This is a genomic window from Vibrio sp. 2092 (genome assembly GCF_033339635.1).
In the GTDB taxonomy this organism is placed as follows: Bacteria; Pseudomonadota; Gammaproteobacteria; order Enterobacterales; family Vibrionaceae; genus Vibrio; species Vibrio alginolyticus.
Genome location: NZ_JAWOUY010000021.1, coordinates 81890 through 94416 on the forward strand (window position 1 = coordinate 81890; position 12527 = coordinate 94416).

Consider the following 12527-nt stretch of genomic DNA (forward strand, 5'->3'; position numbering starts at 1 on the left):
GGATTTTGATATATGGTATTGTTATCGGCACTATTTTGGGAATTCTTATTGGTTTAGGCGCAAGCTGATTTAGAAGGGTGGTTTCGTGTTTAATAGCTTAAAAAAATCACTTTATGATTTCATAACCCCATCGAAAGATGAGGAAATCATAAAAGCTAACGACAAGTTGAAAGACATAGTTCCAACGCTATGGCTTTTTGGAAAAACAGGAGCGGGAAAATCCTCGCTAGTAAAGTACATAACCAAACAAGATGATGTCGAAGTTGGTAATGGATTTATGCCATGTACTAAAGTGTCGTCTATCTCCCCTTTTCCATCTGATAAGCCAATTGTAAGCTTTTTGGATACAAGAGGGCTATGCGAAGCAAGCTATGATCCAACTGAGGATATTGAACATTTATCAATAGATAGCAACGTGATTTTGCTTGTGATGCGACTAGACGATCCATCGCAGAAGGATGTTCTATCATCCCTTAAGAAAGTAAAGAAATCCAAGTCCAAAAAGATTCTTACTAATCATCTAATTGTCATACACACTTTCTGCTCTCAGTTATCAGAAGAAGATAGAAATCGGATGATCACTCTTCAAAACAGTGAAGTTGAGAAGGTGTGGGGTTCAAATTTTAAATCAACGCATGTCGATTTCGACTCACTAGAAAATATTGATGCACTTAATCAATTGTTAGTTGATGAACTCCCTCTAGTTTCTGAAGCCCTATTCTTTGCTGATGATGAGGAGGATAATTTTGCCTACAGCAGGCTTAAGAAAGACATCATTTGGTATTCTTTAGCTGCTGGCGCAGCAGATGCGATTCCAGTTGCTGGTGCTTTTACTGTACCAACAATTCAGGGGAAGATGTTATATGACTTAGCCGCAAAGCTGGATCTTGAGTGGAACAAGAAAGAGTTCCTGGAGTTCACAGGTAGTCTTGGTACGACAATCGCTATTCAATTTGGTGCAAGCTTTCTTATCCGTCAAGCGACAAAGTTCATACCTGTTTACGGTCAAACAGCGGGAGCGGCTATCTCTGCCTCTGTTGGATTCGCAGCAACATTCGCATTAGGTAAAGCAGCTTGCTTGTACATGTGTTACAAGAAGAAGGGTGTAGCGGTTAATTCAGATGAGCTTCAAAAAGTTTTTAAAGAAGCATTTGATTCGAAGAAAGGCGTAAAAACATCTTAAATAAGATAAGGTTATTAAGACTTCGCTTCATAAAAAAAGAGGATAGACAATATCCTCTTTTTCTTTTTATGTTTATGGATTATTTAAGAAGTAGGCTTATCTTGTTGTCTGGCTTGATCACATCTAGTGCAATCTTGATAGCTACAATTATTGGAACGCTTAAGAACATCCCAACCATCCCAAAGATCTTGCCAAATGCAATCATTGATAAGAATACAATCAAAGTCGAAAGACCTAGTTTATCACCTATGATTTTAGGCTCTAAATAGCTCCCTATTACAACGTTCACAGATACATAGACCGCTAGAGTGCCAAGGGTAGGGACTAACCCCATAGTCGCCATAGAAACGATTAGAGCAGGGATTGCGGCTAATATGCTTCCGATATTAGGGATAAAATTCAATGTAGTAGCAATAATACCCCAAAGTAGCCAGTATTTATGACCGATGAAGTATAGTGCTGTTGCAATGATAAAGCCTGTTGCAAAACTTGCCAGAAACTTAACGTAAATATATGTCTGGATTTGCTTTGAAGTACCATCTGAGAGTTTGCTCGTTCCAAAAAACGCAGTAATTTTTTTCTGCCATGATTTACCTTCGCAAAGAGCAAGGAATGTTGTAAAGGCAACTACGAACGTAAACGAAATCGAACTTTTAATCGTATTTAGTACAGCGAAACCTGAATTGATAAATGAACCAGGATTAATACTGCTTAATTTGCTTTTGATTAAAGATTCATTATCTCCACTAAATTCATTAATCTTCTCGATGAGAACCATGACTGAAGAGTTCATGTCTTTGATAAAGCTTTTAGATGAAGATGCGACAACATCACCAATCATGTAAACGCTGTAACCTAGCAGAACTACAGTTACTAAAGAAGCTAACGTTCTTGGGATCTTGTAGGATTCCATTTTGTCCACAATAGGATTGCAAAGCACAGCAAGGAAAACCGCCAAGAGTAAAGGAGCAAGTATGTCTTGGGCTTCTTTAAGACCAGCGATAATAATAATTACGGAAGCCATAATCAGTAAAGGATTTGAGTAATCTTTAATTACTGAGATTGACTTTTTTGTTGGTGGTTTCTTCTCTGGAGTTTCGCTTTCTACAGGTTGTAGAGGCTGAGGAACAGGATGCTGCTGTTCTTCTATAGGAGTTACGTTTTCATTCATGATTTTATTTCTTAAATTTATTGATTAATAAAATAAAAACCATCACGAAAACATATTTTACCAATACCCAAATAAAAAGCGCTCTGTGATAGCTTTTAATGATTGCAGGCTTAGAGGCTTTGATATGAGGTAGACTCTAAAAAATTGGCTTTCTTAAATTGGTTCGCAAAGCAGAGGATTGAACTCAAAACATATTTGCTAGGCATGATTTAACATGGGCTGAAATCGCGTAAATCAACCCTGATACCTTATGATCTCTCAGGTATCCCTAACAAATACATAGCAGCCTCTAAAACACCAACCTTACCAACCATTCGAATTAAGATCATTCAACGAAATGATTGTGAGACTTACTTTGCGAGATTCTGAAATGCATCCTTAAAATTGGATGCATTCTAAAAATGGCGCTCCTTGCAAGACTCGAACTTGCGACATACGGATTAACAGTCCGCCGTTCTACCAACTGAACTAAAGGAGCGGAGTGGGTTCACGACTATGTGTCCAACCCTCTACAAGCCATTGCACTTACCATCTGTAAGCGATTAACGAGCAGGTTAAATCACCTCTTGCTGGAATCGAACCAGCGACCCTCGGATTAAAAGTCCGCCATTCTACCGACTGAATTAAAGAGGTGATGGATTCGCGACTATATGTCCAATCCACTACAAGCCATTGAACTTACCATGTGTAAGAGATTAACTTACAGGACAAGCGGTTTAATAGTTTATAAAAAACCGCATGATACTGGCGCTCCTTGCAAGACTCGAACTTGCGACATACGGATTAACAGTCCGCCGTTCTACCAACTGAACTAAAGGAGCAAATTTGTAGTGTTCGTGATATTAGATGCATGACAATAACGCAACTAAATACCAACACCTCTATACATTGTCAGAATACAGCTCGATACTCGTGAAACAAAAATAGCTTCCAGTATCTCTGCCTATTGAGACAGAACCTTCTCTTAGCCCCATACGCCGTTTAGTAGTAGGGAAAGGACACTACGAATTCCTGTATGGGTCGGCAGGCTTGCTGATACCTTACACCTGCATCCAAACCATCAAAGATGGGGTATCTTGACGTTTATTCTTTAAAAACTGGAGCGTACAGCGAGAATCGAACTCGCATCACCTGCTTGGAAGGCAGGGGTAATAGCCGTTATACGATGTACGCGTAAAAGCTGGTGGGATGAGTAGGAATCGAACCCACTCAGATGTTAATCTTAACAGAGCTGTCAAACAGAGTTTCATCCCCACAATCTTATTAAAAAGGTCTACCCTTTTAATAACACTGTGTAAGTTTAGTGTTGGTGCGCGAGGCGGGACTCGAACCCGCACGCCAAAAGGCAGGGGATTTTAAATCCCCAATGTCTACCAATTTCATCACTCGCGCAAATAAATAGTTTAAATACCTAATGCTCTACCAGTAATCAAACACCAGTCGATGGAGGACTGTTTTTTTTATGTGCTTGGCTGTGCTTGACTTAACGGTATGCAAGCAGTCTATGCTGATATTACTGAGAATTGGACATCAACCAATTCTAATATCTAATCACCTTATCCATTATAATTTAGACGGTTTACAGATCTAGCTTTCAATCTTTGCCTTATCCGCCAGGCTTTAGCACTCATTTGAGTTCCGATTTCTTTAAAGATAAACAACACACTTAATTCTCAAATAAATAGTATCGATTTGAGAATGTGATGCAACCAATTAGTGTAAGCGTCGGAATCGAACCGTAAAGCTTAAAGTCGTCAGCACACTCCCCCAGGTCTAGCCATTTTAACTTACAACTCACACTAATCTAATTGAGAGATCCACTGACTAGGTGGAGCTGGGGGCTATCTCTCAATGTTTGGAACAAGGTCGGGTGAATGTATCGGCATCACCCCTTAAACTCCCAAATTTTTTGGGCTTTAACCGCAACTCACGTCTTCTGCGGCAACCTTGAAATCAGCCTCGTTGCTGGACTTGAACCTGCGACCCCTTAAAAGGATTAAGGCGCTCTACCAACTGAGCTAAACGAGGAAATTGTTACTGAGAAGCTATCTAGAGATAGCTGTTCACTAACAACTTAATTGAAGCCAAACAAGCTCTTTGGCTAGAGCCTTCTCTTTCCCATAGATCCCTAGCGAGTAAGCTTTCTAGGGTGGTCGGGAGGATTAAGCAAGCAACCCCGAATGCCTTGCGTAAAAAGTGGCGGAGAGAGAGGGGTTCGAACCCTCGATGCAGCTATAAACTACATACTCCCTTAGCAGGGGAGCGCTTTCAACCTCTCAGCCATCTCTCCGTTTTTACACTCGTGATAAAGTCTTACTCAAGGGCGAGAGTTAAAGTCATATCCAGTGTAAGTACTGCCCATTCAGCACAAAATAAGTTTAGTACTCGCGGTATGGTTATGTTCCAAGGGAGGGAATCATGGTTATACCCAATACTTGTGTGTCCCTAACACACGACCTCTGTTTAGCCTCATAAGCCCTTTTGCGGTAGAAGAGGACACCGCGCATACCATTATGAGTCGGAAGCCTTAGATGCTCTTACAGCTTCATCCGTCAAATCACCGAAGTGGAGCAATCAGACATTCTTTTAGCGACATTGTCGCGAAATTGGTGCGGGTATTTAACGATACCCGCATGAGAAAAGTAGAGTGCTACAACACAAATCCATAGGAATTATGTATCAATACTTTTCGCATATTGTGGCGGTGAGTGAGGGGTTCGAACCCTCGATACAGCTATAAACTATATATGCGCTTTCCAGGCGCACTCCTTCAGCCTCTCGGACAACTCACCTTAAAAATCTTATAAGGTTACTGGCGGTGAGAGAGGGATTCGAACCCTCGATGCGGCTACAAACCACATACTCCCTTAGCAGGGGAGCGCTTTCAGCCTCTCAGCCATCTCACCATTACAGTAACAACCAACTGGAGCGGTTAGCGAGAATCGAACTCGCATCATCTGCTTGGAAGGCAGAGGTAATAGCCATTATACGACAACCGCAAAACTGGCGGAGAAAGAGGGGTTCGAACCCTCGATGCGGCTATAAACCACATACTCCCTTAGCAGGGGAGCGCCTTCAGCCTCTCGGCCATTTCTCCAGATTTAGGCTGAATTACGGTTACTGGGATTTTACAAGTCAAAGTGTCTTACCGTTTCTTGTAACTTAACCAGACCACATTCAGCACATTTCTAAATTCACGAACATGAATTTAGAAGTATGCTGAAAGACCGAAACATCGATCAAACAGCCACTTCGAGTTGAGATAGGACGGCGAACTCAACCCATTTACACATCTACGAGCCGTCATGTTTGCATAATGACCAGATTTGAACTGGTTCAATCGCCGCTACACCACTCTCAAATTGGTCATTGTCTACAAATAAATTGTAGGTAGGCGATTGTTACCTTGAGAGCCATTATGCATAAGCTGCTGAAAATCAACAGCTAAAATAAGAAAGCCAATTTTTTAAAGAACAAAAACTATGATTTATATGCTTACCATAATTAAATGCACTGAAACTTACATTTTAGAACACTTAAGTATGGCAGAGGCGGCTGGAATCGAACCAGCGACCAATGGTTTAGAAGACCATTGCTCTATCCCCTGAGCTACGCCCCCGCTGATGAGACTTTATATTATCAAATCAAATTAACTAGTCAAGATGTTTTTTAAAAGAGTTTTTCAATCAACAACTTACAATTATTTTATCTGGTGGCTCGGGAGGGACTTGAACCCCCGACACAAGAATTATGAGTTCTCCGTTCTAACCAACTGAACTACCGAGCCGCTTAATAAACATTATCTTATATGACTTTGATTATTTATTGATAACAAAAGCCACATTAAAAGCAACTAACTTCTAAATGAAGACCCTCTAAGATTAAATTTAAGATGGTTGGTCGAGGGAGACTCGAACTCCCGACATCAAAATTATGAGTTTTGCGTTCTAACCGACTGAACTATCGACCAATTACTTATAAAAAATATTATTCTATGGGTTTGCCATAATTAAGTGCTTTAAAGTATTATAAAAAACACTTAAGTATGGCAGAAGCGGCTGGAATCGAACCAGCGACCAATGGTTTAGAAGACCATTGCTCTATCCCCTGAGCTACGCCCCCGCTGATGAGACTTTATATTATCAAATCAAATTAACTAGTCAAGATGTTTTTTAAAAGAGTTTTTCAATCAACAACTTACAATTATTTTATCTGGTGGCTCGGGAGGGACTTGAACCCCCGACACAAGAATTATGAGTTCTCCGTTCTAACCAACTGAACTACCGAGCCATTTAGATAAATAACAATAAATAACAGCTTAAAATCAAAACTAACTAAAACCAATTTTTTTTGACAAGTTTTGATGACTAAAGCCACTATAGAAAACGAACATAAGAATAAAGATAAACATTATTAAGCAAATTAGGTAAGAAAACTATCAACTTAAAAAACACAAAGTTATAATTTTCATTAGCTTACCGCTAGTTTCTTTATTTATATTTGTTAGCCATACTTAAATGCTTTAAAGGCATTAAAAAAGCACTTAAGTATGGCAGAGGCGGCTGGAATCGAACCAGCGACCAATGGTTTAGAAGACCATTGCTCTATCCCCTGAGCTACGCCCCCGCTGATGAGACTTTATATTAATGATTCAAATTAGAATGTCAATAACAAATTTTATCTTTTTTTAAATCAAAGTTTTAAGCTCAATAAATCAACAATTCTAAATTTCAATCTCTGTTACCACTTAACGTTATTGAAAAACCATAAGTAGAATGAAAGAAGTCAATATTGATGATTTTGGCTACTCTACCTTTAAATGTACTTCAAGTGTTGATAAATACATTTAAAGCTAGGGTGTCCTGGCAGGGGTAACAGGATTCGAACCTGTGACCTTCGGTTTCGTAGACCGACACTCTAAATCCGTTGAGCTATACCCCCAGACCAGAAGGCTCTCGCCCTCTTGTTGATTACAGTATATGGGGAATATTAAGTGCCTGTCAACAACTAAATTGAAAAAAATCCAATTAAATCATGCACTTATTTTGGTTTTTTATGGGCGATAAAAGCCCTCGCCAATTAAGACGATTTTTGATTAAGATGCAATCATCGGACTATAAAAATCAAATAGTCACAAAGGAAAGCTAATACAAAATTTGTTTAATATTGCGCAGAGATGCGCACAGAGAAGCTTACCTACGTCTTATAGTAGATAAACTGGATATTCGACTGGATAAGAAGATTGGAGTTTCGAAAGTTTCAATAGCATCAAAGTCAGAGATCTTTGAGAGGAATTCTGACTGTAGGCATTCAGCTTGTGGTGTCTCCATATGGGGAGAACCATATTCTTTTGACGTTTTCATTTTTTGTTCTCATTATTTATATACAACTATTTAATTATATAGATTGGATTTTTCCATGTAAAGATTTTCATTCAAAAGAGTTTCTTTAAAGGTCGGTTTCAGATAGGCGTCTAATTTCCTCAATGCGTGTCACAGAAGAGCAATCATCATCAATCCAAAAGGCAATATCGTCCAACGAAATGCTTGTATGCTGCAAAATGAAATCTTCCTTTTGCATCCCTTCACAAAAGATAACAATATCCTCAGGAAAGTGCTCAAAGATGTCATCATTACCGCTGTGAACTGAACGCGCAGTACAAATCATGATGTCGAAACCTGAATCTTTAAAAATTCTCATAACCGACTTGAACAGGGACACGTTTAGGCTGATCGTTCGATCAAAATCGAACATGATGATCTTTTTCTTCATTCGATAGTCTCTTTTAATTTGTATGAACCTCCCAGCCCTAAAGTGCTGGGTTTCTGAATAATTGATGCCGAAGCCCAAATATTCATCCTGTTAGAAACATTTCTGACATGAAATATCAGGCGAAAGGTGCCATCGTTATATGGTCTTATGGCTAACATCACTAAAGCGTTAGCACCGCGCTTTCTTTGTCTCTCGTTTTTATACTGGTGTCGGTTCTGTCAGCCAGTTTTTTCTTTCTTGCTACGATACTTTTACGAGTTTTGCTTTTGGCAAACGTATTCTCTTTAATGTAATGTATCAGTCGTTTCTTTAGCACGTTAGCTGCATTTGAGTCAGCATTATCTCTGTTCCCACATGACAAACAGATAAAAGTCGCTTGATCTGGACGCTCTGTATTTAAGCTCCCACAGCAAGCACACTCTTTTGAGCTATTCACTGGATTCAACTCGCTAATTGCAATCTTACCCACTTTACGAGCTTTATACGCGATGTAAGTAGCCAATTGACCTAGCGCAACGCCAAGCAGTGATCGATTTAGACCACTTTTTGCTCTGGCTCGGTTTCTGGCATAACCTTTTCCATCTTCTTTTTTCTTAGGTGTGGCACGTTTTGTCATGCCCGTTAAATTCAGATCTTCCAGACCAATAATTTGATTGGCACTTTCGACTAACGCTTTTGAAATTTGGTGATTATGATTGTTTCGGCAATCGGACTCTTTCGCTTGAATGCGACTAATCCTGGCTTGTACAATGCGCTGTTGATTCGTTTCACAAGCTTTAGTTTTGTTCTTGTTTAATCGCTTCTTGCGAGCGAGGATGCGCTGATAATGCGCTATCTTTTTCGCTCTGCGCTTTCTACGCGCTATTTCTTCAGGACTGTAAGCGACTGAAAATCCATCACTAGAACAAAGGTGAAGCGCAACACCCCTATCAACACCAGTGGTTTTAAGTTCAAGCTCTTCATAAGATAAATGCGACAAATCTGAAAGGATCTGTTTTTCATCTAAAACCAAACCCCTATCATCAAAGCTACCAGATAAAGTGAATTTCGCACCTTGTCTTGAAATCCTGATTTGATTCCCGATCTGTTCTGGTTTAAGCGGAACAGTGAGAGAAAATATAATTCTTCGATTCGCTTTGGCATGATTGTTAATCACGATCCGAGAGCCATTCTCGAAAGGCTCAACAAAGAACATTTCTTTAGTTAAAACAACACTTCGTTTTTTAAACTTATTTTTAATTTTTGGAAACTTTCTGAGTCCTTTTCTCGCGGCTTCCGCATCAGAGAAAACCAAACTTGCGGCATTGCGTAAAAGTTGAACTGGAATGTCTTTTAAAAATAAAAGCTCAGGATTGTTTTTGATTGAAGCGTAACCTTGAGCGATAAGCTCTGGTGTTTTGTTTTTTAGAAAGGTTTTGTATTCGTTAATCTTTTGATTACGGATCACATTTGCAACACCAATCCACTGAGCAAAAAGTGTGGCTTGCTCTGGATTGAGTTTATCAGAAATATTGTAGCTAAAGCCTAATATTGCCAAGGTAAATCCCGATAAAACATTAGATTAATGAAAACCTTAAATTATCACGCGATACTTTCTGTGGCAACAAGGTTTTAGTGAAAACAAGAAATAATCTGGTTTTGTTTTCATGTTCGCTCACCCCTACCTAAAGGAAGGGGATTGCGCTCACTCTCGCTCAATCTTTATACCATTAAAGATGATAGTTATCAATATTGTTGACTCTTAATGCTATGAATGTATACTACAAACAACACTTGGAGGCTAAATGATACCTGAAAACGTACAGCAGTTGATTGATAAGATTGATTCTGGAGTAATTCTAGATTCATTTGATGAGATTCTATCATTCGTAAAACAGGGTGATTTTGTAGGAATGAATGAGCTACAAAAGCGATTTAGTGATGACGGGAAGCTGTCTGAAGAATTCATTAGCAACCATTTTCAATCACTTCGTTCGCTGTTAATCTCGGAAAAATTGCAATCGATTGGAATGTACGCGCCTATTTCTTTAGAGGGAGCTGATTTATTCGTAAGGTTCTTTAATGAGCTTTCAGTTATAGACCCAATAGCTGGAAGAGGATTCTTTGCAAAAGCACTGAGAAAGCGCGGCGTTGAGGTTCTGGCTGGCGATATAAACCCATACAAACCTGTAACTGAAGTTGAGCAGAGCTGTGCCAAAAACATTGTAGAAATCCATAAAGACAAATACGATCTACTATCATTGTGCTGGCCTGAGATGAGTGAGCTAGATTATGAGCTTGCTTTGCAATGGGGTGTATCAAAACCCATCCTTTTTTATGGTGAAATTGGTGGATGTACAGGAAGCTCAACATTCAGGGATCATTTTATTCAGCTATTTTCTTTAGATAGCCCTGATGATTATCTAGATCATGTTAAGCAATCAATGTACTTTGGCTATTTGATGCCCGAGGATTATACTCCTGGAGACTTCAGAAAAAGCATTGATGTTGCTGTCTACGCATTACACACGGTGTTAAAGCGTCAATCATACACCATAGCTGACTTGTACTTAGGTGATAAAGAATTCATCAAGGATAAGATTCAGTCAGAAGTTATGATTAAGGAAGCACTAGCAAAAATTTTGACTTCAAAAAGATGGGTGCCTCTTAAAGATAGGCTAGAAAAAATTACCCCTCAGATACGAGATGAAGTAAAGCGAATCATCGTTATGTTTAGTAAAGAACCTAACCGATTCAATTTAAGTGAGTCGGAGTCAAAAGCCATCAACAAGCTAAGAGACGTGTTATTGAAACTGGGCTGATTTTCAGCCCTTAAATAATTAAAGTGAAATCATGAAAAAGTACGCTGAAATTACAAAATCAAATCAATCAAAAATCGAAAATTCATACTTCCATAAAACCGTCAAAGCTATGCTTGACTTCATCGATGTGTATCCACCGTCTGTAATGACGAAAATTAATGATGATAAGAAGCTTAGAAAAATTTCGGTTATGGCAGATCCAGTATATAAACTACAATCTTCCTTCGGTAGTACGGTGAATGACATTAAGTCTTCTATCATCCTAGCAAGTAATGAAAACGTAATTCCTCATTTTATTGATGAGATGGCAATGTTCGCAGCAAAATTCAAATACTTGTTAGAGGAAAAGGATAAGCTAAAATCATCTCAAGAGCTTAATGCATACTACAAAGATCTGAAGCTTAAACAAAAAGATATTAAAGATTCTCTTGTTTCGGATTTGAAGCAATTCTCAGAAAGTTTTGATATCGGTATCGATATTAAGCAAGCAATTATTATGTTTGATATCTTATTAGATAAGCACTATCTTACTTTAACGCTTAAACGAAGCTTTGAAGATGGTGAAAAATCAGTCAGTAAGCATCTTTCATTAATTGATAAACTTTATGAAAAATCAAAACAAGTTGAAGAATTGCTTGTGGGTGATACTGTTTTAGATATGGTTAAAAAGACTAAAATCTCGAAAAGAAATCTAAAGAATCACTTTATCGAAGAAGTTAAAAAACTATTGGAAGACTCAAGCGTAAACATTAAGCTGTCAAAAGCAGACATTTTGAATATCATCAAATAAAGTAAAAGGGCGGTACAAACCGCCCTTTTTTATTTCTTAATTAAATTGAATGTGAAGTGCAATGCCATTAGTAATGCCACTACAATAAATCCAAACAAACTTAGTTCCATCAGTGTGATGTCAGCAAACAGGGTTGGTGAAACCCCACAAATACCATGAGGCTGAAATATAAAAGGAAAAATAGAGTCCAGAGGAAGGAAGCTTGGGAATGGTGATGATGTTGAACAAGTTGCGATCATTTTGCCTTTTTCAATCATTAGACCTTCATAAGTAAAGCTAAGCATCCAGTAGATTGAAGCTACAGATGATAGGAAAACAAGAGGCTTCTTGAACCAGTCAATCTTCCCATCAGGTAAAACAATTTGAACTAACCCTGCTATACCCATAAGAGCTACAGCGCTTCTCATCAACACACACAAAGAACATGGCTGATATCCTAAACCATACTGTATGAAGAGAGCTAAAGCTTCTGATCCCAAAGAAATTGCGATTAAAAAATATCCAAATAACTGTTTGTTTTTAATTAAGTCTATAAATTTACTTTTCATTTGATTAAACCTAGTGTTATAGTTCGGGCTATTGATTACGGAGCATTACATAAATTGGTAAAACTTTCAAAAAGATTTTGCCGCTAAGTTTTTATGCTGTATAATAATCAAGAATCATTAATCAATAAATTAAATAGTAATAATTTAAGGAATAAAAAATGGCATCTCGTGGCATAAATAAAGTCATTTTTAATCATCACTAATCTACTATACGAAAATACTATATACAAATAGATTACTATAGCCTAGACTTAATCTCTCA

7 protein-coding genes and 18 tRNA genes are annotated in these 12527 nt (G+C 38.3%); 3 read left to right on the forward strand and 22 right to left on the reverse strand.

Annotated features, from left to right (window positions below; genetic code table 11):
* The first annotated feature begins 85 nt into the window (after positions 1-85).
* Positions 86-1183, forward strand: coding sequence for a GTPase (locus tag R7P80_RS25120; protein ID WP_318096845.1), 1098 nt, complete (start codon positions 86-88; stop codon positions 1181-1183).
* Positions 1184-1262: 79 nt separating this feature from the next.
* Here the strand turns inward: R7P80_RS25120 and R7P80_RS25125 are convergent, their stop codons facing one another.
* From R7P80_RS25125 to R7P80_RS25225, 21 genes are all read right to left on the reverse strand, one after another.
* The gene (locus tag R7P80_RS25125) at positions 1263-2354 is read right to left on the reverse strand and encodes an AI-2E family transporter (protein WP_020331781.1); all 1092 of its coding nucleotides are present in this window, start codon (positions 2352-2354) and stop codon (positions 1263-1265) included.
* A 402-nt stretch (positions 2355-2756) separates the two neighbouring features.
* A tRNA-Asn gene (locus tag R7P80_RS25130) sits at positions 2757-2832 on the reverse strand.
* An 82-nt stretch (positions 2833-2914) separates the two neighbouring features.
* Positions 2915-2987: transfer RNA gene (locus tag R7P80_RS25135), tRNA-Lys, on the reverse strand.
* 112 nt (positions 2988-3099) lie between these two features.
* Positions 3100-3175 (reverse strand) — tRNA-Asn (locus R7P80_RS25140).
* Between the two features lie 277 nt (positions 3176-3452).
* A tRNA-Gly gene (locus R7P80_RS25145) sits at positions 3453-3527 on the reverse strand.
* 134 nt (positions 3528-3661) lie between these two features.
* Positions 3662-3746: transfer RNA gene (locus R7P80_RS25150), tRNA-Leu, on the reverse strand.
* Between the two features lie 564 nt (positions 3747-4310).
* Positions 4311-4382: transfer RNA gene (locus R7P80_RS25155), tRNA-Lys, on the reverse strand.
* 169 nt (positions 4383-4551) lie between these two features.
* Positions 4552-4644: transfer RNA gene (locus R7P80_RS25160), tRNA-Ser, on the reverse strand.
* Between the two features lie 409 nt (positions 4645-5053).
* Positions 5054-5146 (reverse strand) — tRNA-Ser (locus tag R7P80_RS25165).
* 21 nt (positions 5147-5167) lie between these two features.
* Positions 5168-5260, reverse strand: a tRNA-Ser gene (locus R7P80_RS25170).
* 18 nt (positions 5261-5278) lie between these two features.
* A tRNA-Gly gene (locus tag R7P80_RS25175) sits at positions 5279-5353 on the reverse strand.
* A gap of 5 nt (positions 5354-5358) precedes the next feature.
* Positions 5359-5451: transfer RNA gene (locus tag R7P80_RS25180), tRNA-Ser, on the reverse strand.
* A 446-nt stretch (positions 5452-5897) separates the two neighbouring features.
* Positions 5898-5973, reverse strand: a tRNA-Arg gene (locus R7P80_RS25185).
* Positions 5974-6064: 91 nt separating this feature from the next.
* Positions 6065-6141 (reverse strand) — tRNA-Met (locus tag R7P80_RS25190).
* A gap of 106 nt (positions 6142-6247) precedes the next feature.
* Positions 6248-6324 (reverse strand) — tRNA-Met (locus tag R7P80_RS25195).
* A 76-nt stretch (positions 6325-6400) separates the two neighbouring features.
* Positions 6401-6476 (reverse strand) — tRNA-Arg (locus tag R7P80_RS25200).
* A 91-nt stretch (positions 6477-6567) separates the two neighbouring features.
* Positions 6568-6644, reverse strand: a tRNA-Met gene (locus tag R7P80_RS25205).
* 260 nt (positions 6645-6904) lie between these two features.
* Positions 6905-6980: transfer RNA gene (locus R7P80_RS25210), tRNA-Arg, on the reverse strand.
* A 237-nt stretch (positions 6981-7217) separates the two neighbouring features.
* A tRNA-Arg gene (locus R7P80_RS25215) sits at positions 7218-7295 on the reverse strand.
* 507 nt (positions 7296-7802) lie between these two features.
* Complete coding sequence (locus R7P80_RS25220; protein WP_020331782.1) at positions 7803-8126, reverse strand: hypothetical protein; 324 nt, start codon at positions 8124-8126, stop codon at positions 7803-7805.
* A gap of 160 nt (positions 8127-8286) precedes the next feature.
* Entirely contained in the window at positions 8287-9663 is a 1377-nt protein-coding gene (locus R7P80_RS25225; protein WP_318096846.1) for a transposase, read from the reverse strand.
* 271 nt (positions 9664-9934) lie between these two features.
* On the opposite strand from R7P80_RS25225, the gene R7P80_RS25230 reads away from it, so the two are divergent.
* Both R7P80_RS25230 and R7P80_RS25235 read left to right on the forward strand, forming a co-directional pair.
* Positions 9935-10927, forward strand: coding sequence for a hypothetical protein (locus R7P80_RS25230; RefSeq protein WP_318096847.1), 993 nt, complete (start codon positions 9935-9937; stop codon positions 10925-10927).
* Between the two features lie 31 nt (positions 10928-10958).
* On the forward strand, positions 10959-11717 hold the full coding sequence (locus R7P80_RS25235) for a hypothetical protein (RefSeq protein WP_053319126.1): 759 nt from the start codon (positions 10959-10961) through the stop codon (positions 11715-11717).
* 29 nt (positions 11718-11746) lie between these two features.
* Here the strand turns inward: R7P80_RS25235 and R7P80_RS25240 are convergent, their stop codons facing one another.
* Entirely contained in the window at positions 11747-12265 is a 519-nt protein-coding gene (locus R7P80_RS25240) for a disulfide bond formation protein B (RefSeq protein ID WP_053319127.1), read from the reverse strand.
* Between the last annotated feature and the right edge of the window lie 262 nt (positions 12266-12527).

Bases quoted from the DNA above. Each gene is read 5' to 3' on its own strand.
- R7P80_RS25125 (WP_020331781.1), bottom strand. From the start codon at position 2,354: ATGAATGAAAACGTAACTCCTATAGAAGAACAGCAGCATCCTGTTCCT.
- R7P80_RS25220 (WP_020331782.1), bottom strand. From the start codon at position 8,126: ATGAAGAAAAAGATCATCATGTTCGATTTTGATCGAACGATCAGCCTA.
- R7P80_RS25235 (WP_053319126.1), top strand. From the start codon at position 10,959: ATGAAAAAGTACGCTGAAATTACAAAATCAAATCAATCAAAAATCGAA.
- R7P80_RS25240 (WP_053319127.1), bottom strand. From the start codon at position 12,265: ATGAAAAGTAAATTTATAGACTTAATTAAAAACAAACAGTTATTTGGA.